This window comes from Pseudomonas sp. Sample_21, from assembly GCF_004307525.1.
In the GTDB taxonomy this organism is placed as follows: domain Bacteria; phylum Pseudomonadota; class Gammaproteobacteria; order Pseudomonadales; family Pseudomonadaceae; genus Aquipseudomonas; species Aquipseudomonas atacamensis.
Map to the genome: position 1 here is coordinate 1 of NZ_RCNZ01000040.1, position 26327 is coordinate 26327.

Sequence of the window (26327 nt, forward strand, 5' to 3'; positions counted from 1 at the left end):
TCCCGCGCCAACCGATCAGACCTACACGTTTCATCGCAACTACACCTTCTTGAAAAGTGGGCCGCTGCTTTGTATTGAATTTCGCAGCGGGCCCGAGAGATTACAGATTCCGCAGCGCGGCGACTACTGCGTCGCCCATTTCCTGCGTACCGACTTTGGTACAACCGGCCGAGTGGATGTCGCCGGTGCGCAAGCCCTGATCGAGCACGACGCTGACGGCTTTTTCGATGGCATCGGCAGCGTCGTGCAGATTGAAGCTGTAACGCAGCATCATCGACACCGACAGGATCGTCGCCAGCGGGTTGGCAATGCCTTTACCGGCAATGTCCGGCGCCGAACCGTGGCACGGCTCGTACATGCCCTTGTTGTTGGAATCCAGCGAGGCCGACGGCAGCATGCCGATCGAACCGGTGAGCATCGACGCTTCGTCGGAGAGGATGTCGCCGAACATGTTGTCGGTGACGATCACGTCGAACTGCTTGGGTGCGCGCACCAACTGCATGGCGGCGTTGTCGACGTACATGTGGCTCAGTTCGACTTCCGGGTAATCCTTGGCCACCTGCTCGACCACTTCACGCCACAACTGGCTGGATGCCAGCACGTTGGCCTTGTCCACCGAGCAGAGCTTCTTGCCACGAACCATGGCCATGTCGAAACCGACACGGGCGATGCGGCGAATTTCGCTTTCGCTGTACGGCAGGGTGTCGTAGGACTGACGCTCGCCATTGTCCAGCGTACGGGTACCACGCGGCGCGCCGAAGTAAATGCCGCCGGTCAGCTCACGGACGATGAGGATGTCCAGACCGGCAACGATTTCCGGCTTCAGGCTCGACGCGTCGGCCAGTTGCGGATAGAGGATCGCCGGGCGCAGGTTGCCGAACAGGCCCAGTTGCGCACGGATTTTCAGCAGACCGCGTTCAGGGCGGATATCACGCTCGATGGTGTCCCATTTCGGGCCACCGACAGCGCCCAGCAGCACGGCGTCGGCAGCGCGGGCGCGATCAAGGGTTTCGTCGGCCAGCGGCACGCCATGCTTGTCGATGGCCGCGCCACCGATCACGTCGTGGCTCAGCTCGAAGCCCAGGCTGTACTTGTCATTGGCCAATTCCAGCACCTTGACCGCTTCGGCCATGATTTCCGGACCAATACCGTCACCCGGGAGAATCAGAATCTGCTTGCTCATGCTTTCCTCGTGTCTTCAAGCGGTGCGCCAGTGAACGGCGCGCCGGGAAAAATTCTTATCGCTCAGCCATCAGTACGATTACATCGGTACTGAACGAGCCGTCGGCATCTATCTCAAAATACTCACGCACTTCGTTGCCCATCGACTGCTGCAACTGGCGGATCGCCGCGCGCATCACGTCAGGTGTGCGCATGCGCTCGACCCAACTGCTGTACTCCAGAAGCAGGCGCTGACGGGTGGTGCTGCGCACATGCAGACCGGCTTCGCTGACCTGGCGCAGCCACTCGGCGGCGGAGTAGTCGCGGACATGGCTGGTGTCGCGCAACACTTCAACGCTTTGCAGGTAAGTGTCGAACAACGCACTGCCCGGTGACAACACATCAACGAACGCCGCCACCCCGCCCGGCTTCAGCACCCGACGCACTTCGCGCAAGGCCTGACCGAGGTCGCTCCAGTGATGCGCCGAATAGCGGCTGAACACAAAATCGAACTCGCCATCGGCGAACGGCAAGCGCTCGGCAGCACCGTTGACGGTAATGATGTTGCTCAAGCCGCGATCGACGGCAGCGCCGGCAACCACATCAAGCATTTGCTGCGACAAGTCGTAAGCCACCACTTCCCTGACCAGCGGCGCGACATGGAAACTGACGTGACCGGCGCCACAGCCCAGATCCAGCACCCGCGCTCCACCCTGCCCGGCCAGTTCAGCCTGGAGCAGCGCGAATTCGCTGCCTTGGGCGTGAACCGCGCTGCTCAGGTAAGCGGCTGCCTGTTCGCCGAATTGCTTCTGGACGACCTGGGTGTGCTGGGCGGTGCTGGTCATGGATCACATCCTGTAAGCAGTGTTATTTGAAATACATTCCCTGTGGGAGCGAGCCTGCTCGCGAAGAGGCCCGCCCTGACTACATCAATCCCGAATCAAGCGTCGCGAAACAACCACGGCTGACTAACCCGATGCTTGGCTTCGAACGTCGCAATCGCATCGCCGTCCTGCAAGGTCAGGCCGATATCGTCAAGACCATTGAGCAGGCAGTGCTTGCGGAACGCGTCGACCTCGAAGCTGTAGACCTTGCCATCCGGGCGGGTCACGGTCTGCGCTTGCAAGTCGATCTGCAATTGATAACCCGGCTCGGCTTCAACCTGCTTAAACAGTTCATCAACTTCTGCATCGCTGAGGATGATCGGCAGCAGGCCGTTCTTGAAACTGTTGTTGAAGAAAATGTCGGCGTAACTCGGCGCGATGATGCTGCGGAAACCGTACTCTTCCAGCGCCCACGGCGCGTGTTCACGGCTCGAGCCGCAGCCGAAGTTCTCGCGGGCGAGCAATACGCTGGCACCCTGATAGCGCTCGGCGTTGAGGACGAAATCCTTGTTCAACGGGCGCTTGGAGTTGTCCTGGTACGGCTGGCCGACATCCAGATAACGCCACTCGTCGAACAGGTTCGGACCGAAACCGGTGCGCTTGATCGACTTCAAGAACTGCTTGGGAATGATCTGATCAGTGTCGACGTTGGCACGATCCAGAGGCGCGACAAGACCAGTGTGCTGGGTAAAAGCTTTCATGCTGCGCTCCTTTTAGATCAATTCACGAACGTCGATGAAACGGCCGTTCACTGCTGCTGCGGCAGCCATGGCCGGGCTGACCAGGTGGGTACGGCCACCGGCGCCCTGACGGCCTTCGAAGTTACGGTTGGAAGTCGAGGCGCAATGCTCGCCGGACTCCAAACGGTCCGGGTTCATCGCCAGGCACATCGAGCAACCCGGCTCGCGCCATTCGAAACCGGCCTCAAGGAAAATCTTGTCCAGCCCTTCGGCTTCCGCCTGCGCCTTGACCAGACCCGAGCCCGGCACGACGATCGCCTGCTTGATGGTCGAGGCCACCTTGCGGCCCTTGGCGATCACCGCAGCGGCGCGCAAGTCTTCGATGCGCGAGTTGGTGCAGGAACCGATGAACACGCGATCAAGCTGAATGTCGGTGATCGCCTGATTGGCGGTCAAACCCATGTATTTCAAGGCGCGGACGATCGAGTCGCGCTTGACCAGATCCATTTCCTTGGCCGGGTCCGGCACGTTCTGATCAACAGCCAAAACCATCTCAGGCGAAGTGCCCCAGCTGACTTGCGGCTTGATTTGCGCGGCGTCGAGCTCGACCACGGTGTCGAATTTGGCATCGGCGTCGGAGACCAGGTCTTTCCAGGCTTCGACGGCCATGTCCCACTGCTCGCCTTTCGGCGCGAATGGACGACCTTTGACGTAGTCGATGGTCTTCTGATCCGCCGCCACCAGGCCGACGCGGGCGCCGGCTTCGATGGACATGTTGCAGATGGTCATGCGGCCTTCGACGGACAGATCACGGATCGCGCTGCCGGCAAATTCGATGGCATGGCCGTTACCGCCGGCGGTGCCGATCTTACCGATCACCGCAAGGACGATGTCCTTGGCGGTCACGCCGAACGGCAATTGGCCTTCGACGCGCACCAGCATGTTCTTCATTTTTTTGGCGACCAGGCACTGTGTGGCGAGGACGTGCTCGACCTCGGAGGTGCCGATGCCGTGGGCCAACGCACCGAATGCGCCGTGGGTCGAGGTGTGCGAATCGCCGCAAACCACGGTCATGCCCGGCAAGGTCGCGCCCTGCTCCGGACTGATCACGTGAACGATGCCCTGACGCACGTCGTTCATCTTGAATTCGACGATGCCGTATTCATCGCAGTTGTCGTCGAGGGTCTGCACCTGCAAACGCGAAACCTGATCGGCAATGGCTTCGATGCCGCCCTTGCGCTCAGGGGTGGTCGGTACGTTGTGGTCCGGGGTCGCAATGTTGGCATCGATGCGCCAAGGCTTGCGCCCGGCCAGACGCAAGCCTTCGAAAGCTTGCGGCGAAGTCACTTCGTGGATGATGTGACGATCGATGTAGATCAGCGCCGAGCCATCGTCGCGCTGCTTGACCAAATGCGAATCCCAGAGCTTGTCGTAGAGCGTTTTGCCGGCCATCAGACGGTTCCTCATCAGCTTGTTTCTATGCCCTGGGCTTATCAATAACCCTTTGGCTTGTGAGGCCGATCCTATGGGGTTAGATTAAATAACTCAAATTCATATTTTTTATGCTTTGGATAACCAACTGGAATGCGACATGGACTTGGCTAACCTCAACGCTTTTATTGCCATCGCCGAGACCGGCAGCTTCTCCGGCGCCGGCGAACGCCTTCATCTGACCCAACCGGCGATCAGCAAGCGCATCGCCGGTCTTGAGCAGCAATTGAAGGTGCGCCTGTTCGACCGCTTGGGCCGTGAAGTCGGCCTGACCGAGGCCGGTCGCGCCCTGCTGCCACGGGCTTATCAGATTCTCAACGTGCTCGACGACACCCGCCGCGCCCTGACCAACCTGACCGGCGAGGTCAGCGGTCGCCTGACGCTGGCCACCAGTCACCACATCGGCCTGCATCGCTTGCCGCCTCTATTAAGGGAGTTCACCCGCCGCTACCCACAGGTTGCGCTGGATATTCAGTTTCTTGATTCGGAAGTGGCCTACGAGGAAATTCTCCACGGCCGCGCAGAATTGGCGGTCATCACCCTCGCGCCAGAGCCGCATACCTTGGTCAAAGCCACGCCGGTGTGGGACGACCCGCTGGATTTCGTCGTCGCCCCGGAGCATTCGCTGATCAACAACGGTGCCGTCAGTCTGGCGGACATCGCCGGCCACCCCGCGGTTTTCCCCGGCGGCAACACCTTTACCCACCACATCGTCCAGCGTTTGTTCGAAGCCCAGGGCCTGACGCCGAACATCGCCATGAGCACCAACTACCTGGAAACCATCAAGATGATGGTCTCCATTGGCCTGGCCTGGAGCGTGCTGCCGCGCACCATGCTCGACGAACAAGTGGCAAGCATCGCATTGCCGGGCATACAGCTCACTCGCCAGCTAGGCTATATCTTGCACACCGAACGGACGCTATCGAATGCAGCACGCGCCTTCATGGCCCTGCTGGATGCACAAATCGATCGGCCAGGGATCCCGGCCTGACTTGTGCTACTCCTATAGAGCCGCTCCTGTGCCTAACGCCACTCAGCTCAAGGCCCGCTGACAATGCCGAAATCTGTTGACCGAACTCCGCCGATGCCGCGAATCCAGGCCGTCGATCCGCGCCATTCCGAGCAGAGCTGGGAAAGCGCGCCGCAATTGCTCGCCGCGCTCAACGGCGCGCGGCTCGGCGCCTGGTATTGGGACATCGAGCGTGGGCAGATCAGCTGGTCGCGGGGCACCCAGGCGTTGTTCGGTTTCGATCCACGGCAGCCGTTGCCCGCCGATTTGGAATACCTCGACCTGTTGCCGCCGGAAGACCGCGCGAAAACCGTGCGTGCTTTCCACGCGGTGATCGCCGGCGCGCCGCTGGAGCAGGCGATGCATCACCGCATCCGCTGGCCCGACGGCAGCCTGCACTGGCTGGAGATCAGCGGCAGCCTGCTGCCAGACAAGAACGGCCGGCCCCGAATGATCGGGGTGATTCGCGAAATCACCCACCAACGCCAGCGCGAGCAGGCCTTGAGCAGCTCGGAGAAACGTTTCGCTACACTTTTCCACCTATGCCCGAACATGGTTCTGCTGACCCGTCAGGATGACGGTCTGATCAGCGAGGCCAACCAGTATTTCGAAAGCCTGTTCGGCTGGCCGGTGCAAAGCGCGATCGGCCGCACCACCCTGGAACTGGGCTTGTGGGTGCAACCCGAGCAACGCGCCGAACTGGTGAAGAAAACCAAAGCCAAGGGCGAGCTGATTAGCATGGAAGTGCAGTTCCGCGCCAGCAATGGCCAGGTGCACGACGGCATCCTCAGCGCGCAGAAGGTCGAGCTCGAAGGCCAGCCCTATCTGCTCAGCACCTTCCTCGACACCACCGAACGCAAAGCCGCCGAACTGGCCTTGAAGGACAGCCAGGAACGCCTCGACCTGGCGCTGGATTCAGCGCAACTCGGCACTTGGGACTGGCACATCCCCAGCGGCATGCTTTACGGCTCGGCGCGCGCTGCGCAATTGCACGGGCTGGAGCCGATTCCATTCCATGAATCATTCGAGGAGTTTTTCGAAGGCGTGCCGGGCGAGGAACGCGACAGCATGCGCGACGCGTACCGCAGCCTGCGCGAAGGCCCCGCCGGCAATTATCAACTGACCTATCGCGTGCAATTGCCCGACGGCAGCTCGCGCTATCTGGAAAGCCGCGCGCGTCTCTATCGCGACGACAACGGCGCACCGCTTCGCATGGCCGGCACGTTGCTGGACATCACCGATCAGGTCGAGCGCGAGCAGCGTCTGGTGGCCTCGGAAGAGAAATTCGCCACGCTGTTTCAGGTCAGCCCTGATCCGATCTGCGTCACGCGCCAGGAAACCGGGGAGTTCATCGAGATCAATTCCAGCTTCAGCCAGACCTTTGGCTGGAGCGCCGCCGATGTGATTGGCCACACCGCCGAGGAAATCGGCCTGTGGGACGCCTCGGCGAAAAGCCTGCAACGCATCGAACGGGTGATTCGCGAACAAGGCCTGAGCAACGTGGCCATTCTCGTCCAGCACAAGGACGGCCAGTCGCTGACCTGCGTGATTTCCAGCCGGCAGATCAGCGTCGGCGACCAGCCGTGCATCGTCACCACCCTGCGCGACATCACCCAGCAACAACGCTCGGAAGCAGCGCTGAAGGCCAGCGAAGAAAAATTCGCCAAGGCGTTTCACTCCAGCCCCGACGCCATCACCATCACCGAGCGCGACACCGGGCGTTATCTTGAGGTCAACGATGGCTTCTGTCGCCTCACCGGCTACCGCGCCGACGAAGTGGTGGGCAAAACCGTTTATCAGGTGGGGATCTGGGCCGAAGAGAAACAGCGCTCGACCTTACTCGCCGAGTTGCAGATCAAGGGCCGCGTGCATCATCAGGAAATGCTCGGGCGCAACAAGCGCGGCGAATTGCTCACGGTGGAAGTCTCGGTCGAGCCGATCACGCTCAATGAAACCGCGTGCCTGCTGCTGACCGCGCGCGACGTCAGCCTGTTGAAGAACGCCGAAGCGCAGATTCGTCACCTGGCCTATCACGACCCGCTGACCAACCTGCCCAACCGCGCCCTGCTGATGGATCGCCTGAGCCAGCAGATCGCCCTGCTCAAGCGCCACAATCTGCGCGGCGCCTTGCTGTTTCTCGACCTCGATCACTTCAAGCACATCAACGATTCCCTCGGCCACCCGGTCGGCGACACCGTGCTGAAAATCATCACCGCGCGGCTCGAAGCCAGTGTGCGCATGGAAGACACGGTGGCGCGCCTCGGTGGCGATGAGTTTGTGGTGTTGCTCAGCGGCCTCGAAGGTTCGCGCAGTGAAGTCAGCGAACAAGTGCGCGCGCTGGCCGACACCATTCGCGAATTGCTTTCGGAGCCGATGTTCCTTGATGGCCAGCGCCTGCAAGTGACGCCGAGCATTGGCGTGGCGCTGATTCCCGATCACGGCTCGACTCCGACCGACCTGCTCAAACGCGCCGACATCGCCCTGTACCGGGCCAAGGATTCCGGGCGCAACACCACGCAGATGTATCACAACACCATGCAGAAAGCGGCCAGCGAACGCCTGCGCATGGAGACCGACCTGCGTCTTGCGCTGTCGCGCGGCGAGTTCAACGTGCATTTTCAGCCACAGGTCGATGCCCGCGACAACCGCATCATCGGCGCCGAAGCCCTGGTGCGCTGGAACCATCCCGAACTCGGCGCGCAATCGCCCACCGAGTTCATCAAGGTACTGGAAGACAGCGGCCTGATTCTTGAAGTCGGCACGTGGATCCTCGATGAAGCCTGCAACGCCTTCAAACAACTGATCGCGTTGAAACTGGTCGACCCGCTCAACTTCAGCCTGTGCGTGAACATCAGCCCCCGGCAGTTCCGCCAGAACGATTTCGTGGAACGCATCGAACACAGCATGACCAGCCACGGCCTGCCCTGCTCGCTGCTGAAACTGGAAATCACCGAAGGCATCGTCATCCAGAATCTGGAAGACACCATCAGCAAAATGCGCCGCTTGAAAAAGCTCGGCGTGAGCTTCGCCATGGACGACTTCGGCACCGGTTATTCGTCGCTGACTTATTTGAAGCGCCTTCCGGTAGACACCCTGAAGATCGACCAGTCGTTCATCCGCGATGCGACCACTGACTCCAATGTTGCCGAGATCATTCGCGCAATTGTCGCGATGGCCCGCAGCCTTGAGCTGGAGGTCATTGCCGAGGGCGTGGAGACGCCAGCGCAACTGGCGTTTTTGCAGGGCCTGGAATGCCACTTGTATCAGGGCTATCTGCACAGCCGACCGGTGGGGTTGGAGGATCTGAAAAAACTGCTGCCCTGAATCGGCGGTCGCACAGACTGGCAACAGAGCAACAATTGCCACGGTTTGCGTCAGCCTGTAGGGTCGCGTTTTTTGCGCCGCTTCGAGATCAACCATGCAGGATGCATCCCTTCCCCGCCCGGCCCTGCTGGGCATCGACCTTGGCACCACCAACAGCCTGATCGCCGTCTGGCGTGAAGGCCGCGCCGAACTGATCCGCAACGCCCTCGGCGATGTGCTGACACCGTCGGTGGTCAGCCTTGATGAAGACGACACGATTCTGGTCGGCAAAGCCGCCCGCGCCCGCCTGACCACGCACCCGGAACGCACTGCCGCCGCGTTCAAGCGCTTCATGGGCAGCGACAGGCAAATCCAGCTCGGCTCTCGCCAGTTCAGCCCGGAAGAGTTGTCGGCGCTGGTACTTGGCTCACTCAAGCAGGACGCGGAAGCCTTTCTCGGCCAGGCGGTCACAGAAGCGGTCATTTCCGTACCGGCATATTTCAGTGACGAGCAGCGCAAGCGCACCTTGTTCGCCGCCGAACTGGCCGGGCTGTCCGTGACGCGCCTGATCAATGAACCGACCGCTGCCGCCATGGCGTACGGCCTGCACGAACAGAAGTTCGAACGCACGCTGATATTCGATCTCGGCGGCGGCACGTTCGACGTCACCGTGCTCGAATACGCATTGCCGCTGATCGAAGTGCACGCCTCCACCGGTGACAACTTTCTTGGCGGCGAAGACTTCACCGCCGCCCTGTTGCAGGCCTGCCTGAAACACTGGCAACTCACCCCCTCAACGATCGATGCACAAGCCATGGCCAGCCTCGGTGATGCGCTCGAACAGCTGAAATGCAAACTCGGCGAAGGCGCGCAGCACTTGAGCTGGCGGTATGCCGAGCAGACATTCGAATGGGAACTGGATGAAGCCGCTGCAGTGAAAATATGGGAGCTGTTGCTGGCCCGCTTGCGCGCGCCAATCGAACAGGCTCTGCGCGATGCCCGACTGAAACCGCGCGACCTCGACAGCCTGGTGCTGGTCGGTGGCGCCACGCGCATGCCGGCGGTGCAGCAAATGGTCGCCACATTGTTTGGACGCCTGCCTTATCGGCATCTTGATCCGGATACTATCGTGGCGCTGGGGGCGGCGACGCAGGCGGCATGCAAGGCGCGGGACGGTGCGGTGGAAGAATTGATTCTGACGGATGTCTGTCCGTATACGCTGGGGATTTCGACCAATCGTGGCGAAGGCGTCAGTGGCGCGTTCTCGCCGATCATCGAACGTAACACGGTGATTCCAACGTCACGGGTGCAGCGTTACTCGACGACGTTTGCGCAACAGACTGAAATCCGTGTCGCGGTGTATCAAGGGGAACGCCCGTGGGTACGCGACAATATTTTCATCGATTCTTTCGACATCCAGTTCACCCCTAGTGAGCAGCTGCAGAGCCTCGATGTGCGTTTCAGTTATGACATCAACGGCCTGCTGGAAGTCGACGTCACGCTTCTGGAAACCGGCGAACGTTACGGCCACAGCATCGACCGCAGCCCGACCGGACTGGATGAACAGGCGCGCAGAGACAGCCATGCCCGGCTCGCGACGCTCAAAGTCCACCCTCGCGACGCCCTGCCCAACCGCACCCTGCTCGCACGACTGGAGCGAGCATGGATGCAAACTCTGGGCGACGAGCGTGCGCGCATTGCCGAGTGGATGGACACCTTCAACACCGTGCTTGCCGGCCAGCAAGCCAGCGAAATCGCCAGCCACCGCTCAGCGCTGAATGATGCGCTTGATCAATTACGTTTTTAACCGTTTAGCCGTCGCAGATTGGCTTGCAAGCCACCGGCCAGAGTGTTTTCCCGCTCACTGCCCGGTGGCACGCCATAGCGATTGGGCAGCTTTTCTCCGGGAAAACCGAACAGCACCAACGGCAAGAACGGTAGAACTGGCGAAAGGCCGGCGATCAGCACAAACGTCGTGACGCCTCGCCCCATGTCATGAAGACGCCGCAAAATGGCACTGAGCAGCAGGGCGAGCGCTCCCCCAAGCACAACAAAAGCAGTAACCACCGAGCCGCTGAACAATGCCAGTAGCGGCGTGAGCAGCACGATACCGATGACTTGCGCAACGAATGCCTCACGACCCAGCCGACTACCGAGACGCCAGAATGCAGTTGCCGGCGTTGGAATGGTCTGTGCCTTGGCCAGCAACAAACGCTCCGACCACGACAGCAGGGCACTGAACACGAAGCGCAGACCGAGTCCGTTATCGAGGTCGTCCTTGGCCCGCTGCATACGTAAAAGGGTTTTCTGACTTGGTACACCGATACTGCCAAAACGCACGAGGTCCCTGAGCACATCCAGCGCCAGGTAAAAAGCGTCGCCGACACCCTCGTCCGACAGCGCCTCGCGAGGCGGATGAGGAGGTTCTCCCTTGATCAGACCGTGACGGAAGCCATCGAACCACTCCTGAGGGTTGACTACTTCGGTGATGCTTTCGAGCAGATATTTGCGCTGTTGCGCATTGAGCAGGGGATCGTGATACAGGACGCCCGCTAACAGCATGCGCCCAAGCAGATCATCATTGAACCGACCGATATCGCTGCGCATGCATTCAAACAACCGGTCATTACCCAGCAATCGGGTGCTGTCCAGAGCTTCCTGAACACTGAACAACTTGCGGGCCAGCAGCGAGTGCACCGGGTCGGCGGCTTGCAGCCAGCCGAGCAGACCGCTGGCGCTGCCCTGCTCTCGATTCAGGCGACAGAGCAGTGGCTGCAGACGTGCCAATGGGTGCTCACGCGCAACATTCATCCACTCAATGCAGCGTGCCGACTGCGCAGCCAACCAGCGTGTCGGTTCATCGAGCGTAGCAAGCAAGTACAGCGCCTGACGGTGCCACTCCCAGACATCGTCCCGGCTATCAATGGCCGGGAACACCATGCCCTGCGTGGCCAACTCAGCTTGCAGTTTCAGACCATCCAGCATGGTGTCTCGCTTGTCCAGACTGAATGCTTCGTCCAACCGCGCCAGCGAACCGGCATCGTAAGCGCGCAAACGGCGCATCCACAACAGGCTGAGCTCAAGCGGTTGGCCTTTGTGCAGTTCCGGCGGCAACGGGGTGGCGTGGTCGGCTGCCAGATACGCCTGCATTGCCAGTGGAATTGGCGCCTGGGTCAACCAGCAGATCTGTTGCCCGGCCTGATACTTGAAGCCCTCCAGCACCAATTGATCAAGAATATCCAGCGGTGCTGCTGCGTCCATGACACGTCCCAGCAAGGCCTCATCACCGCGATGCAACGCCCAGGCATGCTGATAGAGGATTTGTAGCGGCGGATCTTCGCTGTCGCTGATCAGCCACGCCAGCAGCGGCAATTCATCACCACTGATACGCCACTCGACAAATGCATCGGCGATGCCTCGCAATTCGAGCTGCCGGGCGCGGAACCAGCGCGCCAGTGTTTCCGGACGTTGTGACGGACTGCCGTATTCCTGACTGACATCATTCAGGTCAGTTGACCAGTCGCGGAAATTTTCTAGGCGGTCAAAGGCCTGGATCAGCAAGGGCAAGCGCTGCGGCTGGTGACGCGCGCACAAGTCCAGCAGCCATGACGCAGCTTTCGGGTGATGATGCTCGCGCCAGAGCTGTACCCATGCCTGTAACGCCAATTCCTCCATGCCCAGCGCGCTGCGCTGGCACGCCAGCAGATAGAGCCAATCGACCTGCTGAGGCGCAAGCCGATGCATCTCACCGACAATCTCGAGAAAATCCTTGCTGGCGATGCCGGCCTGACTGAACTGTATCGCCAGGCGTCGCAGCAACCCGTCATCAGCGGGTAGGGGCAGACACATGTGCTGCCCGGCGAAGTGTCGAAAGTCATCCAGCGAGGCTTCGCGGTGCAGGTAATCGAGGGTGCGCACGTACCAGAGCGTTTCCAGCTGCGCGGCAGCGGGCCAATGGCTGATCAATGACGTGTCGAATGGATCCGGCAACTCGATGCGCTGCAAGAACTCGTCGACATGCCGCGCATTGTCGAAATCCATGTCCAGCATCCGGCTTGCCCAGCTCAGGCGTTGGGCCAGCAAACGCGCGCAGACATGGGAAATCGGTCCCGCTTCCAGCAGTTCGCGCAATAACGGCCAGCAGACTTCGTCCAGCACTTCCAGCGCAAGACGATCAAGCTTGAGGTTAAATGCCTGCCATGCCGCCGGCTCGAACCGGCGGGCTGGATCGAGCAGCAAACTATCGAAATCCGCCATGATCCTGCCAGCGGGACTTACCTCGTCCTGGGTCTGTTCAACGGGCTCGGCAACTTCTTCGCGGGCAAAGCGTAACGCCAGCTCATAAGCTTCGCGCAGCGCCTGAAAACCTTCCGGATCGGTTTCGGGATGGTGTTGCGGCAAACGCGCACGATAGGCGCCACGAATGGTGTCGTTGTCTTTGGTGGGCTCGATACCCAAGCGAATCCAGCAACTCATGACCAGTCAAACTCCCCTAGCGTGTCAGGCCGCTCGGGAAGGTGCAGAGGCATATTCCATGGCAATTGCGCAAATAATTCACGGGCATCGCGATCAAGATTGTGGATGACCACGGTGGTACCGATATAGTCGCCCTGCCGGTCAAATTCGTGGCTCAATTCCTCGTCCTTGTTGCCCAGGCAATGCCAGAAGGCCTTGCCGACGACGAAACCATTCAGATAGCTCGTCCAACTGTCGTAGTAGTAGCGCGCACGTGCCGCCATGCGACCATGCAGCCAAAGGCTTTCGGTCAGGTCGATCCATCCGTGCAGCACCGCGGAGCGCAGCAGAAATCCCATGCGGCCAATATCCCAGGCGCGGATGCCGCCAGAACCACACTCGCCGAATGTGCGGCTGGCCAACTCATAAAACGCGCGCTGACGAGTACCCAGCGAGTCGAGCAATGACTGCCATTCTGACGGCAGGCATCGCTCCCACTGGCGATAGGCTTCGTTCAGTTGCGTCGCGTGCCCGTTATCGGCCGTTCTGAGCATGTCCAATAATTGCGGGCGCGTGGTAATCCCCCAACCGCCTTCAACATCGACATGCTTGAGATCGAAACAATAGGTGGGTGCGGTGTAATCGGCGTCGGGATTGAGGGCGACAAGAGGCGATGAAAGCGCATATAGCCAGCGCTGTTCCAATTCGTCCATGAACAAAGGCTCCGTGCCGGTGGAAATAGGGAAAGCCGGCTTGATGGGCGCCGATTGTAAAGAGCCCCGCCGACAGCGGCAAACCCAGCATCACTTTTTCTGTGCCCACAAAAAAGGCCCCGACGTATCGGGGCCTTTCGTTCAGCGGCTTATCGCCGGTTCGGGCGATTGTGTGTCAGCACATGAATCAATGCTGCAACGCCGGCTGCTGCGCTCCATTGATCGGGATGCGCTTGGCTTTCGCTTCTTCCGGGATCACACGGAGCAGGTCGATGCTCAGCAGGCCGTTGCGCAGCGCAGCGTCCTTGATCTCGATGTGATCGGCCAGACGGAACGACAGCTTGAAGGCTCGCTGGGCGATGCCTTGATGCAAGAACGTGACGCTCTCGTCAGTGTCACGCTTGCCGCCACTGATGGTCAGCACACCCTTCTCGACTTGCAGGTCCAGGTCTTCTTCCTGGAAACCGGCGGCCGCAACGACGATACGGTATTGGTCATCACCGTGTTTTTCGACGTTGTAAGGTGGATAGCTGCTGCCTGGCTCGTTGCGCAGGGCGGTTTCGAACAGGTCGTTGAAACGGTCGAAACCTACCGAGGAACGGAACAGTGGCGCGAGAGAAAATGCAGTACTCATGATTCAAATCTCCTGAAAACAATCAGCAAGGTTTTGTGTCTCCGCGACCCGAATTCGGCATCGCGTAACCCTTAGATAGGGACCGCTGTTTTGATTTCAAGAGATTATTTTGAGATTTTTTATGCGGCCTCGACGAACGGCAATCCGAGCAGACGCGAGACTTGATCCGGCTCGGTTTCACGGCGCAGAACGGTGAAAAGCTCGGCGGCTTCCGGGTAGTTGCGCGTCAGCATGGCCAGCCATTGCTTGAGGCGACCGGGCGATTGGCGCGCGGTCATCTGCGCTTTGGCCTGCAGCCAGAAGTCCTGAATCAGCGGCATCAGCTCGGCCCAAGTCATCTCGACGACCTCTTCGCCAGCGCGCGCCGCAGCGATCTGCCGAGCGAGATCCGGGCGGGAGACCAGACCCCGACCGAGCATAATGTCTTTCACGCCACTGATTTCGCGGCAACGGCGCCAGTCTTCGACGCTCCAGATATCGCCGTTGGCGAACACAGGCACCTTGACCACGTCCTGCACGCGCGGGATCCACTCCCAATGTGCCGGCGGTTTGTAGCCGTCCATTTTCGTCCGCGCATGTACGACGATGTGCTCTGCCCCGCCTTCGGCCAGCGCCGTGGCGCAGACCAGCGAGCCGTCAGGACTGTCGAAACCCAGGCGCATTTTCGCGGTGACCGGGATGTGCGCCGGTACGGCGCGACGGACATGTTCGACGATCTGGTTGAGCAGCTCCGGCTCCTTGAGCAGCACGGCGCCGCCGCGGGATTTGTTGACGGTCTTGGCCGGGCAGCCGAAGTTCAGATCGATCACTTCCGAGCCGAGCTCGCAGGCCAGCGCGGCGTTTTCCGCCAGGCATACCGGATCAGAACCGAGCAATTGCACGCGCAGCGGCACGCCGGACGCGGTGCGAGCGCCGTTGAGCAGCTCGGGGCCGAACTTGTGGAAGTACGCCGGGGTGAGCAACTGGTCGTTGACCCGAATGAATTCGGTCACGCACCAGTCGATGCCGCCAACGCGGGTCAGCACGTCGCGCAGGATGTCGTCGACCAACCCTTCCATGGGCGCCAGAGCAATTTGCATGGGAAACACTACTTGAAGAAAAAACGTGCGGCAGTTTACTGGATATCGTGGAAGACCGCAGAACAACACATCTCTCTGTGGGAGCGAGCCTGCTCGCGAAGGCGGCCTGTCAGTTCATGCATGTGTGACTGACCTGACGCTTTCGCGAGCAGGCTCGCTCCCACAGGGTGAGATTTACATCGCCTCTGCAATCTGGATCGCCGGGCCATAGCCTTCGATGAATTCAGCCGGCATGCGCTTGGGCTTGCCGGTCGACAGTTCGATGCAGACAAACGTGGTCTGCGCGCGCAGCAGGGTGGCGTTGTCGCTGGGGCGTTTGAGCTGGAAATGCCGGGTCATTTTCAGGCGCTGATCCCAGTCGACGATCCACGTCGCCAGCTGCAGTTCATCGCCTTCGTAGGCGGCGGCCAGGTAATCGATTTCATGGCGGACGACCGCCATCGCCCGATCCAGCCGCCGGTATTCGACCAGGTCCAGGCCGAGGCGCTGCGAATGGCGCCAGGCGCAGCGCTCGAGCCAGGTCACGTACACCGCGTTATTGGCGTGCCCGAGCCCGTCGATGTCTTCGGCGCCTACTTGCAGATCAATGGTAAACGGCGTTGCCCGATCCCAGCCCATGCCCCACTCCCGGTCAAAGTATTCAACCGGGGCAGTGTAACGGAGCTCAGGCCGATTGGCGCGTTTGAAGGCTGCGACCGGCAAGCAGTGATAACACACCATCAATCACTCGAGGGTCGGCCAGCACCCGCTGATGGCCGCCGCTTTCCAGGCGCAGCAGGCGGCTGTCGAACCAGGCTTCGTGAATCAATTGCGATTCTTTGACCGAGACGAAATTGTCGTCCTCGGCGTGCACGATCAGGCCGGGCATATCCAGTTGATAGTGGGCCACGTCCAGCGTTGCGGCGCGCATGCCGACGTCCTGCTCGACCTGACGAATAAACGCCGAACGCGCGCGCGGCGGCATGCCAACCATTCGCGCAAAACCGCGCAGCACGCCGAGAATCCGCGACGGTGCGGCGATGCTGACCAGAGTTTCCGTGCGCAGACCCAATTGCACGGCGAGCATCGCGCTGGCGCCGCCCATGGAATGGCCGATAACCGCTTGCAGCGGCGGCAATTCGGCAGCCGCTTCAAGCATGGCGCGGGCGAACAGCACTACATTGGCTTCGCGCCCAGGGGAGCGACCGTGAGCCGGGCCATCAAGCGCGACGACGGTATAGCCGGCATCGACCAGAGCATTGATCAGCGAGGCGAACTGCGTTGGCCGCCCTTCCCAACCATGCATCAGCAACACTGTCGGGCCTTGGCCCCAGCGCAGCGCCGACAGGCCGAAGCGCAACGTGATGCGTTCGGAGCTGGCCAACAGCGGCAGCTCCCAATCGCGCAGCGGTAGCGCGCGGGGCGTCATGAACGCCAGACGCATTTTGCTCGCCACCAGCTTCGGTGCAAACCAGCCCAAGGTACCGTTAACGCCACGAACCCACTTCAACGCGTTCATCGCACTCTCCTCAGGCTTGTTGCCTTCAGGTCAACGCACCGCCGACTTGGCGGCGCGCAGCAATCGATCGGATAACTCTCCCGGACCCAGCGCCCTGGCCAAGGCCAGACCACCGACCATCAACGCGACATCGGCCAAAGCCTTGTCGGTGTCTTCAGGGCTGGCGGCCAGTTGCGCGACCATCAGCTCCAGATGCTCGTTCAGCGCGATGCGGAACGACTCCGGCAAACGCCCCAATTCGCCAATCGAGGCCGGAATCGGGCATGCGGCTTCGCTGGAATCCCGGTGTTTGCGTGACAGGTAGAACGCAGCCACCAAAGCGCGACGCTCTTCGCCGGTCAGATCGGCGTCCATGTCGGCAATCAGGTCGCGACGGCGGCCCAGCAGTTGCTTGAACGCTTCGAGCATCATCGCGTCCTTGCTTTCGAAGTGTGCGTAGAAGCCGCCGACGGTCAGGCCGGCTGCGCCCATCACTTCGCCCACGCTCGGGTCAGCCGGGCCGCGCTGAATCAGTGCGGCGCTGGCAGCCTTGAGGATGCGTTCGCGGGTTTGAGCTTTTTTATCGTTCATCGTTGCCTCCGAATATTACGACTAGAATATTATTCGCATAATAATATTCCGCAAGTCATGAATATGACCGCTGGTCTGAAGCACAGTGTAAGGAAAAAGGAGAGTTGGCCAAACGCCGGACAAACAAAAGGGCCATTCAATAATTGAATGACCCTTATAAATCCCGCAGAGCGGGTAATCGTGGCGTCCCCTAGGGGACTCGAACCCCTGTTACCGCCGTGAAAGGGCGGTGTCCTAGGCCACTAGACGAAGGGGACACAAACCCTTCTATACAACTGATCAGTGCTGAGAGCTGATCGATTCAAGGCCGGTGTGGCCAGACCTTGAACTGTAAAATTGGTGGAGCTAAGCGGGATCGAACCGCTGACCTCCTGCATGCCATGCAGGCGCTCTCCCAGCTGAGCTATAGCCCCGGATTTTTCGCCTCGCGGCGGAGTGATCTCTTGCAACATCACTTCTGTAAAACTGGCGTCCCCTAGGGGACTCGAACCCCTGTTACCGCCGTGAAAGGGCGGTGTCCTAGGCCACTAGACGAAGGGGACGCAAACCCTTCTATACAACTGATCAACGCTGAGTGTTGATCGCTTCAAGGCCGGTGTGGCCAGACCTCGAAGTGTAAATTGGTGGAGCTAGACGGGATCGAACCGTCGACCTCTTGCATGCCATGCAAGCGCTCTCCCAGCTGAGCTATAGCCCCTCATCGCTGAGGACGGGGCGAATCTTAAGGGCGTATCGAAAGCCTGTCAAACTTATTTTTGAAAAATTTCAAAATTTTTTGCCGGGATAACAATCACTTACCGCCCTCCCCCGTAAATTCGGGAGAAACGCCGGAGGCAGGATCAAAAGATCGCAGCCTTCGGCAGTCCTGCAGAGAAGCAAAAGCAATCAGGCGATGGCGCCCAAGAGCTTTTCCCACTCTTTGTTTTCTTTCTTCGACACGCCGCCCAGCAGGTCAATCGCCTGGCGCAAGCGGAATCGGGTGAGATCCGGGCCGAGGATTTCCATCGCATCGAGCACCGACACCGAACTCGCCTGCCCGGTGATCGCAGCAAACATCAGCGGCATCGCGTCGCGCAGTTTCAGCTCCAAAGATTCGACCACCGCCTGAATCGTCGCGGTGATGCTGTCCTTCTCCCACTGCCGCAGGCTTTCCAGTTTCCACAGGATCAACTGCATCAACTGGCGAACCTGATCGCCGGAGAGCTTTTTCGACTCAAACAGCTTGGCATCCGGATTCACGCCGCCGGCAAAGAAGAACCCCGCCAGCGGTGCGACCTGGCTGAACGTTTCAACCCGGCCCTGCACGTGCGGCGCGATCTTCATCATGTAGTCGGAGTTGAACGCCCACTTCTGCACGCGGGCGGCAAACTCTTCCACCGGCAGATCGCGCAGCCACTGGCCGTTGAGCCACGACAGCTTCTCGATATCGAAGATCGGCCCGCCGAGGGATACGCGCTTGAGGTCGAAGTTGTCGACCATTTCCTGCAGCGAGAACTTCTCGCGCTCGTCCGGCATCGACCAGCCCATGCGCCCGAGGTAGTTGAGCATCGCTTCCGGCATGAAGCCCATGCGCTCGTAGAACGTCACCGAGGTCGGGTTCTTGCGCTTGGACAGCTTGCTCTTGTCCGGGTTGCGCAGCAGCGGCATGTAGCACAGCTCCGGCTGTTCCCAGCCGAAGTATTCGTACAGCAAAATCAGTTTCGGTGCCGATGGCAGCCATTCTTCGCCACGCAGCACGTGGGTGATGCCCATCAGATGGTCATCGACGACGTTGGCGAGGAAGTACGTCGGCAGGCCGTCGGTCTTCATCAGCACTTGCATGTCCATGCGATCCCACGGGATCTCGACGTCGCCACGCAGCATGTCCGGTACCACGCAGACGCCTTCGCTCGGCACTTTCATGCGGATCACGTGCGGTTCGCCAGCAGCCAGACGCGCGGCGACTTCTTCCTTCGACAGCAGCAGTGCGCGACCGTCGTAGCGCGGGGTTTCGCCGCGAGCCATTTGCTCGGCGCGCATCTGATCGAGTTCTTCAGCAGTGCAGAAGCACGGGAACGCATGGCCCATGTCGACCAGTTGCTGGCAGTACTTCTGATAGATATCGCCGCGCTCGCTCTGCCGATATGGGCCGTGCGGGCCGCCGACGTCCGGGCCTTCGCTCCAGTCGATGCCGAGCCAGCGCAGGGCGTCGAAGATCTGCTGTTCGGACTCGCGGGTCGAACGCAACTGATCGGTGTCTTCAATGCGCAGGATGAACTCACCGCCGTGCTGCTTGGCAAAGCAGTAGTTGAACAATGCGATGTAAGCGGTACCTACGTGGGGGTCCCCGGTAGGCGATGGCGCGATGCGAGTGCGGACGGTGGTCATGGCTTGTCTCGAAAAAATGAAGAGCAGAACAATCAAGCGGCGAATGGTAACAGGCGACACCCGCCCCGCTCCAGCGGGCAGGGTATTTAAGCCGGATGCGCTAGGCCGTCCGATTTGTGTGAAGGCCATTCGCGAGCAGGCTCGCTCCCACAGGGATACACAATGATCGATGGGACGCAGAGCGTCCCGGGCGGCATTCCCACGCAGAGCGTGGGAACGATCCCTTATACCGTAAGCAATCGTTCGCGCAGTTTGGCAATCTCGTCACGCATCTGCGCCGCCGCTTCAAACTCCAGATCCCGCGCCAGTTGGTACATCTTCTCTTCCAGCGCGCGGATGCGTTTGGTGATTTCGCTTGGCGAGCGCAACTCGGCTTCGTACTTGGCGTTCTCTTCGGCGGCCTTGGCCATGCCTTTGCGTTTCTTGCTGCGCGAACCCGGCACGGTGGCGCCTTCCATGATGTCGGCGACGTCCTTGATCACACCTTTTGGGGTAATGCCGTTCTCAAGGTTGAAGGCGATCTGCTTCTCGCGACGGCGCTCGGTCTCACCAATCGCCCGCTCCATCGAACCGGTCATGCGATCAGCGTAGAGAATCGCCCGGCCATTGAGGTTACGCGCCGCGCGACCGATGGTCTGGATCAGCGAGCGCTCGGAACGCAGGAAGCCTTCCTTGTCGGCATCGAGAATCGCCACCAGCGACACTTCCGGCATGTCGAGGCCTTCACGCAGCAGGTTGATCCCGACCAGCACATCGAACACGCCGAGGCGCAAATCGCGGATGATCTCGACGCGCTCGACGGTGTCGATGTCCGAGTGCAGATAACGCACGCGCACGCCGTGGTCGGCGAGGTAATCGGTCAGGTCTTCGGCCATGCGCTTGGTCAGCGTGGTGACCAGCACACGTTCTTCGATCGCTACACGCTTGGTGATTTCCGAGAGCAAGTCATCGACCTGGGTCAGCGCCGGCCGCACTTCAACCTGCGGGTCGACCAGGCCAGTCGGCCGCACCACCTGTTCGACCACGCGCCCGGCGTGCTCGGCTTCGTAATTGCCGGGCGTTGCCGAGACGAAAATGGTTTGCGGGCTGACCCCTTCCCACTCGTCGAAACGCATGGGCCGGTTGTCCAGCGCCGAAGGCAAGCGGAAGCCGTACTCAACGAGGGTTTCCTTGCGCGAGCGGTCGCCCTTATACATCGCGCCGACCTGCGGCACGCTGACGTGGGATTCATCGATCACCAGCAAGGCGTCGGCAGGCAGATAGTCGTAAAGCGTGGGCGGCGCCGCGCCGGCCGGACGCCCGGAAAGGTAGCGCGAGTAGTTTTCGATGCCGTTGCAATAGCCCAGTTCGAGGATCATTTCCAGGTCGAAACGGGTGCGCTGTTCCAGACGCTGGGCTTCCACCAGTTTGTTGTTGCTGCGCAGGTATTCGAGGCGCTCCTGCAATTCGACCTTGATGCCTTCGATAGCATCGAGCAGGGTTTCCCGAGGCGTCACGTAGTGGCTCTTCGGATAGAAAGTGAAGCGCGGCATCTTGCGGATGACTTCGCCGGTCAGCGGATCAAACGCGGAAATGCTCTCGACCTCGTCATCGAACAGCTCGATGCGGATCGCTTCGAGGTCGGATTCCGCCGGGAAGATATCGATCACGTCACCGCGCACGCGGAACGTCGCCCGGGCGAAATCCATGTCGTTGCGGGTGTATTGCAGGTCGGCCAGGCGCCGCAGCAGCGCACGCTGATCAAGCTTGTCGCCGCGATCAACGTGCAAGACCATTTTCAGATAGGTTTCCGGACTGCCCAGACCATAGATGCACGACACCGTGGTGACGATGATCGCATCTTTGCGCTCGAGCAACGCTTTGGTCGCGGACAGTCGCATCTGCTCGATGTGGTCGTTGATCGAGGCGTCCTTCTCGATGAAGGTGTCGGACGACGGCACATACGCTTCGGGCTGGTAGTAGTCGTAGTAGGAAACGAAGTATTCAACGGCGTTGTTCGGGAAGAACGCCTTGAACTCCCCATACAACTGCGCGGCCAGGGTCTTGTTCGGCGCCAGTACCAGCGTTGGCCGCTGGACCTGGGAGATGACGTTGGCAATGCTGAAGGTCTTGCCCGAACCGGTCACACCGAGCAGTGTCTGGTGCGCCAGCCCGGCGTCAATGCCCTCAACCAACTGGCGAATGGCTTCCGGCTGATCGCCGGCAGGCTCGAAGCGGGTGACTAGCTGGAATTCCGACATACACACCTCTGGAATCGCGGCGTTCCGCGTCAGGCGGAGCACCACGAGGACGACCGCAAACGACCGATGTCGCGCAAGAAAAAACCTGGATTGTGCTGAATGTGGTGGCGATTGCCTGACCTTTCAAGGCAAACGTCCTACATCCGGTAAAGAGTCTGACAAAGTCAATCGACTAACGGTCAAGAAATAATCGGAAAAACTTACCCTAAAAGCCGATTCGCCTGTCGCCATTGCGCGGTGATGGCCTCTATACTAGCTCCCCGTTTGTGCACCGCTCTAGTGCATTCGGCTGGAGCGCGACACGTCCCTCCACTCTCCATTCAGAGCCGCCGTAATAATGAGCCTGTTCTCCGCTGTCGAAATGGCACCCCGCGATCCAATCCTGGGCCTCAACGAAGCATTCAACGCCGATACCCGGACCACCAAGGTCAACCTGGGCGTGGGCGTGTACTGCAACGAAGAGGGGCGAATTCCACTGCTGCGCGCGGTGATCGAAGCCGAGACGATTCGCGTCGCGCAACACGCTTCGCGCGGTTACCTGCCGATCGATGGCATCGCTGCCTACGACCAGGCCGTGCAGAAACTGCTGTTCGGCAACGACTCGCCGCTGATCAGCGCCGGTCGCGTCATCACCACTCAGGCCGTCGGCGGGACCGGCGCACTGAAAATCGGTGCCGACTTCCTCAAGCAACTGCTGCCGAACGCCGTCGTGGCGATCAGCGACCCGAGCTGGGAAAACCACCGCGCGCTGTTCGAAACCGCTGGTTTCCCGGTGCAGAACTACCGTTACTACGACGCTGCCACCCATGACGTGAACCGTGCCGGCATGCTCGACGACCTCAACGCCCTGCCGAACGGCTCGATCGTTGTCCTGCACGCCTGCTGCCACAACCCGACCGGCGTCGACCTGACCCCGGCGGACTGGAACAAGGTACTGGAAGTCGTCAAGGCCAAAGGTCACGTACCGTTCCTCGACATGGCTTACCAGGGTTTCGGCGACGGCATCGATGAAGACGCCGCCGCTGTGCGCCTGTTCGCCGAATCCGGCCTGACCTTTTTCGTCTCGAGCTCGTTCTCCAAGTCGTTCTCGCTGTACGGCGAACGCGTTGGCGCACTGTCGATCATCAGCGAATCGAAAGAAGAAAGCGCGCGCGTGCTGTCGCAGGTCAAGCGCGTTATCCGCACCAACTACTCCAACCCGCCGACCCACGGCGCCAGCATCGTAGCTGCGGTGCTGAACAGCCCGGAACTGCGCGCGCAGTGGGAAGCCGAACTGGCCGAGATGCGTCTGCGTATTCGCGGCATGCGCGAGCAGATGGTTGCCCTGCTGGCGGAAAAAGCGCCGGGCCGCGATTTCAGCTTCGTCGGTCGTCAGCGCGGCATGTTCTCCTACTCCGGCCTGACCACTGAACAAGTGCATCGCCTGCGCAACGAGTTCGGCATCTACGCCCTGGACACCGGCCGCATCTGCGTGGCCGCGCTGAACCAGAGCAACATCAAGGCTGTGACGGACGCGATCGTTCAGGTCATCTGATTTCGGCCAGTGATGAAAAACGGGAAGCCTTTTGGGCTTCCCGTTTTTATTTGTCTCTGGAAACGCCTCGCAACCTCTAGACTGCACACAATTCAAAGTGCAGGAGCTGACGAGTGCAACGAGGCTGCGATCTTTTGATCTTGTTTCTAAGATCAAAAGATCGCAGCGTTCCGCAGCTCCTACCGGTTTTGTGTACACCCGAGATTTTTTGAAGAGAACCCACATGAAAAACGACAACCTGCGCGCTGACCGTGACGACCTGGATGATTTCATCCCGCGCGCTCCGGCCAAGCGTGAAAAGAGCCTGGTGCTGCAAGTCGCCACCGGGGTATTCCTCGGTGGCCTGGCCCTGTGGCTGGTGCAACTGGCGGCGACGGCGGCCTATGCCAAGCTGATGCTCGGCACGATTACCTTCGGCAGTTAAGCCAGCTCGGCCGAGCGTTGAGTGGCAGCATCGTCGTAAATCACATACAGCGACTCGGCGACCTGGCTCTTGATGGCCTTGCTGCTTTCAAGACCAAGCACGAAACCTTCAGCCTTGCCGCCAGCGCGGTTCAATTCTTCGGCGGTGCTTGCCCCGGCGATTGCATCGAAGAGTTTTTCGGCGTGCGGGCCGATCCCTTTGGGCAGGCTGATCTGTGCAGTGCTCATGCGAGCACCTCGGTATTACGGGTGATTTGAGTCATGGCGCGTACCTTTGCGGCGAATGGCCGGCAGCGCGTGTGACCACTTCCGGGTTGCCATGGTAGACCTCTGAGGCCTTTCTGGTAACCGCCAATCGCTGACAAAATGCCGTCCGTCCCGACGAATCGCAAAAGTTGCCAGGCGATGCTTGACTTCTCTTTTTGAATCAGTAACATACGCACCAATTCCGCAATAGCTCAGTTGGTAGAGCAAGTGACTGTTAATCACTGGGTCCCTGGTTCGAGTCCAGGTTGTGGAGCCAAATAGCAAAGCCCCTGAATCGCGAGATTCAGGGGCTTTTTTGTGGACGCTCGAAAAATGCCAAAAGGCCGATCTGCTTGGGCAGATCGGCCTTTTCTGTTTCAGACGCAGCGGTCAGACATGTTCGCTGCTTTTCACCTGCACCTTCGGCGCGCCGTGGCCATGGTCGTGGTCATCCGGCTCGATCACCGGCACTTCCTTGCCATCGCAATCATGCAGCTTGCCGTCGCTGAAGTAATCGCCTTCACGCAGCGCGGCCAGATCGCGATAACGCAGGGTGCGCTCTTCGGCTGCGGCGAACACCGATTGTTGATCCGAATTGCCGGTCGTGAAGTGGTTGAACGCCAGGTTGAGCAGGATCGCCATGATTGCAGATGAACTGATGCCCGAATGGAAAATAGTCGCGAACCAGCTCGGGAAATGATCGTAGAAGTTCGGCGCGGCGATCGGGATCATGCCGAAACCGATCGAAGTGGCCACGATGATCAGGTTGACGTTGTTGCGGTAGTCCACCTTCGACAACGTGCGAATGCCGCTCGCCGCCACGGTGCCGAACAGCACGATCCCTGCGCCGCCAAGGACCGAAGTCGGCACGGCGGCAATCACCCGGCCCATGAACGGCAGCAGGCCGAGCACCACCAGGAACAAGCCGCCGGTAGCGACCACGAATCGGCTCTTGATCCCGGTCACCGCCACCAGCCCTACGTTCTGCGCGAAAGCACTTTGCGTAAACGAACCGAAGATCGGCGCAAACATGCTCGACAGCATGTCGGCACGCAGGCCGTTACCCAAGCGTTTGGAATCCACCTTGGTGTCAATGATCTCGCCCACGGCGAGGATGTCCGCCGAGGTTTCCACCAGCGTCACCATGACCACAATGCACATCGACAGGATCGCGGCGAAATGGAAGGTCGGCATGCCGAAGTGGAACGGTGTCGGGAAGCCGAACATGGGGCCGGTGGTGACACTGGAGAAATCCGCCATGCCAAGGAACACCGCCAGCACCGTGCCGATGACCATGGCCAGCAGAATCGACAGCCGAGAAATGGTCGCGCTGCCAACCTTGCTCAGCAGCAACACCAGCACCAGCGTGACCGCCGCCAGACCGATGTTCTGCATGCTGCCGAAGTCCGGCGCGTGGCTGTTGCCGCCCATCGCCCAGCGTGCGGCCACCGGCATCAGCGTCAGGCCGATGGTGGTGATCACAATGCCGGTGACCAGCGGCGGAAAGAACTTGGTGATGCGTGAAAACACCGGCGTGATCAGCAAGCCGATCAACGAGGCGGCAATCACCGCACCCAGCACCGATTGGAAACCGCCCTCCCCGCCGCTGCTGACGATCGCAACCATGGTCGCCACGCCGGAGAACGATACGCCCTGGACCAGCGGCAGCTGACAGCCAAAAAACGGCAGACCCAGGGTTTGCAGCAACGTCGCCAGCCCCCCCGCAAACAATGAAGCAGCAATCAACAGACCAATGTCCGCCGGCGACAGACCGGCCGCCTGGCCAATGATCAGTGGCACCGCAACGATACCGCCGTACATGGTCAGAACATGTTGCAGGCCGTAAGCCATATTCGCGCCGACCCCGAGGTTTTCGTCCTCGGGCCGTTGGTGTGAAACATGGGGCGTTTTCATGGTGGGGGGTTCCCTGGTTTTTGTTATGCGCACACTGTATTCAATACTCAGGACAAATGTCCATAGAGTTGTATACAACTTGTCAGTCACATTATGGTTAGGTAGCCATCCAACCTTCTAGCCTGC

20 protein-coding genes and 5 tRNA genes are annotated in these 26327 nt (G+C 60.2%); 6 read left to right on the forward strand and 19 right to left on the reverse strand.

Annotated elements, in window-relative coordinates; all coding sequences use genetic code 11:
• Positions 1 to 100: 100 nt before the first annotated feature.
• The 4 genes from leuB to leuC form a co-directional block, all read right to left on the reverse strand.
• Positions 101 to 1183 carry a 3-isopropylmalate dehydrogenase gene (leuB, locus tag D8U71_RS05835; RefSeq protein ID WP_016773933.1) on the reverse strand — a complete coding sequence of 361 codons (1083 nt, stop codon included), beginning with the start codon at positions 1181 to 1183 and terminating at the stop codon, positions 101 to 103.
• A 55-nt stretch (positions 1184 to 1238) separates the two neighbouring features.
• Positions 1239 to 2006, reverse strand: a complete 768-nt coding sequence (locus D8U71_RS05840; RefSeq protein ID WP_130887372.1) for a class I SAM-dependent methyltransferase — start codon at positions 2004 to 2006, stop codon at positions 1239 to 1241.
• 95 nt (positions 2007 to 2101) lie between these two features.
• On the reverse strand, positions 2102 to 2746 hold the full coding sequence (gene leuD / locus D8U71_RS05845; RefSeq protein ID WP_073474092.1) for a 3-isopropylmalate dehydratase small subunit: 645 nt from the start codon (positions 2744 to 2746) through the stop codon (positions 2102 to 2104).
• A 12-nt stretch (positions 2747 to 2758) separates the two neighbouring features.
• Positions 2759 to 4177, reverse strand: coding sequence for a 3-isopropylmalate dehydratase large subunit (leuC, locus tag D8U71_RS05850; protein WP_016773930.1), 1419 nt, complete (start codon positions 4175 to 4177; stop codon positions 2759 to 2761).
• A gap of 139 nt (positions 4178 to 4316) precedes the next feature.
• Here leuC and D8U71_RS05855 point away from each other — a divergent pair, with 139 nt between their 5' ends.
• The 3 genes from D8U71_RS05855 (at position 4317) to D8U71_RS05865 (ending at position 10335) form a co-directional block, all read left to right on the forward strand.
• The gene (locus D8U71_RS05855) at positions 4317 to 5207 is read left to right on the forward strand and encodes a LysR family transcriptional regulator (protein ID WP_024012384.1); all 891 of its coding nucleotides are present in this window, start codon (positions 4317 to 4319) and stop codon (positions 5205 to 5207) included.
• 63 nt (positions 5208 to 5270) lie between these two features.
• On the forward strand, positions 5271 to 8549 hold the full coding sequence (locus D8U71_RS05860) for a PAS domain S-box protein (RefSeq protein WP_125927224.1): 3279 nt from the start codon (positions 5271 to 5273) through the stop codon (positions 8547 to 8549).
• 94 nt (positions 8550 to 8643) lie between these two features.
• Positions 8644 to 10335, forward strand: coding sequence for a molecular chaperone HscC (locus D8U71_RS05865; RefSeq protein ID WP_130887373.1), 1692 nt, complete (start codon positions 8644 to 8646; stop codon positions 10333 to 10335).
• On the opposite strand, the gene D8U71_RS05870 is transcribed toward D8U71_RS05865, so the two are convergent.
• The 13 genes from D8U71_RS05870 to uvrB form a co-directional block, all read right to left on the reverse strand.
• Positions 10332 to 13004 (reverse strand): DUF805 domain-containing protein, encoded by a 2673-nt coding sequence (locus D8U71_RS05870; RefSeq protein WP_130887374.1) that lies wholly within the window; start codon positions 13002 to 13004, stop codon positions 10332 to 10334. The two genes, D8U71_RS05865 and D8U71_RS05870, sit on opposite strands and share 4 nt — an antisense overlap.
• Entirely contained in the window at positions 13001 to 13696 is a 696-nt protein-coding gene (locus tag D8U71_RS05875) for a DUF1266 domain-containing protein (RefSeq protein ID WP_071171646.1), read from the reverse strand. The genes D8U71_RS05870 and D8U71_RS05875 overlap by 4 nt, the downstream gene beginning before the upstream one ends.
• Before the next feature lie 187 nt (positions 13697 to 13883).
• A complete protein-coding gene (locus D8U71_RS05880) occupies positions 13884 to 14330 on the reverse strand; it encodes an Hsp20 family protein (protein WP_016773925.1) in 447 nt (148 codons plus the stop codon).
• A 119-nt stretch (positions 14331 to 14449) separates the two neighbouring features.
• Positions 14450 to 15409, reverse strand: coding sequence for a tRNA-dihydrouridine synthase (locus D8U71_RS05885; protein WP_130887375.1), 960 nt, complete (start codon positions 15407 to 15409; stop codon positions 14450 to 14452).
• 174 nt (positions 15410 to 15583) lie between these two features.
• Positions 15584 to 16027, reverse strand: coding sequence for a thioesterase family protein (locus D8U71_RS05890; RefSeq protein ID WP_016773923.1), 444 nt, complete (start codon positions 16025 to 16027; stop codon positions 15584 to 15586).
• Positions 16028 to 16073: 46 nt separating this feature from the next.
• Entirely contained in the window at positions 16074 to 16907 is an 834-nt protein-coding gene (locus D8U71_RS05895; protein WP_125927218.1) for an alpha/beta fold hydrolase, read from the reverse strand.
• A 30-nt stretch (positions 16908 to 16937) separates the two neighbouring features.
• A complete protein-coding gene (locus D8U71_RS05900) occupies positions 16938 to 17477 on the reverse strand; it encodes a TetR/AcrR family transcriptional regulator (RefSeq protein ID WP_016773921.1) in 540 nt (179 codons plus the stop codon).
• Between the two features lie 181 nt (positions 17478 to 17658).
• Positions 17659 to 17734, reverse strand: a tRNA-Glu gene (locus D8U71_RS05905).
• A gap of 80 nt (positions 17735 to 17814) precedes the next feature.
• Positions 17815 to 17890, reverse strand: a tRNA-Ala gene (locus D8U71_RS05910).
• 53 nt (positions 17891 to 17943) lie between these two features.
• Positions 17944 to 18019 (reverse strand) — tRNA-Glu (locus tag D8U71_RS05915).
• A gap of 79 nt (positions 18020 to 18098) precedes the next feature.
• Positions 18099 to 18174 (reverse strand) — tRNA-Ala (locus tag D8U71_RS05920).
• Between the two features lie 188 nt (positions 18175 to 18362).
• The gene (gltX, locus tag D8U71_RS05925) at positions 18363 to 19844 is read right to left on the reverse strand and encodes a glutamate--tRNA ligase (RefSeq protein WP_071171803.1); all 1482 of its coding nucleotides are present in this window, start codon (positions 19842 to 19844) and stop codon (positions 18363 to 18365) included.
• A gap of 224 nt (positions 19845 to 20068) precedes the next feature.
• The gene (uvrB, locus tag D8U71_RS05930) at positions 20069 to 22084 is read right to left on the reverse strand and encodes an excinuclease ABC subunit UvrB (RefSeq protein WP_024012378.1); all 2016 of its coding nucleotides are present in this window, start codon (positions 22082 to 22084) and stop codon (positions 20069 to 20071) included.
• Positions 22085 to 22421: 337 nt separating this feature from the next.
• Here uvrB and D8U71_RS05935 point away from each other — a divergent pair, with 337 nt between their 5' ends.
• Both D8U71_RS05935 and D8U71_RS05940 read left to right on the forward strand, forming a co-directional pair.
• A complete protein-coding gene (locus D8U71_RS05935) occupies positions 22422 to 23618 on the forward strand; it encodes an amino acid aminotransferase (RefSeq protein ID WP_016773918.1) in 1197 nt (398 codons plus the stop codon).
• A gap of 223 nt (positions 23619 to 23841) precedes the next feature.
• The gene (locus tag D8U71_RS05940; protein WP_016773917.1) at positions 23842 to 24042 is read left to right on the forward strand and encodes a hypothetical protein; all 201 of its coding nucleotides are present in this window, start codon (positions 23842 to 23844) and stop codon (positions 24040 to 24042) included.
• Here the strand turns inward: D8U71_RS05940 and D8U71_RS05945 are convergent.
• Entirely contained in the window at positions 24039 to 24269 is a 231-nt protein-coding gene (locus tag D8U71_RS05945) for a hypothetical protein (RefSeq protein WP_122700510.1), read from the reverse strand. The two genes, D8U71_RS05940 and D8U71_RS05945, sit on opposite strands and share 4 nt — an antisense overlap.
• Before the next feature lie 219 nt (positions 24270 to 24488).
• Between D8U71_RS05945 and D8U71_RS05950 the strand changes: the two genes are divergently transcribed.
• Positions 24489 to 24564, forward strand: a tRNA-Asn gene (locus D8U71_RS05950).
• A 113-nt stretch (positions 24565 to 24677) separates the two neighbouring features.
• Here the strand turns inward: D8U71_RS05950 and D8U71_RS05955 are convergent.
• Positions 24678 to 26201 carry a nucleobase:cation symporter-2 family protein gene (locus D8U71_RS05955; RefSeq protein ID WP_024012376.1) on the reverse strand — a complete coding sequence of 508 codons (1524 nt, stop codon included), beginning with the start codon at positions 26199 to 26201 and terminating at the stop codon, positions 24678 to 24680.
• Positions 26202 to 26327 lie beyond the last annotated feature (126 nt).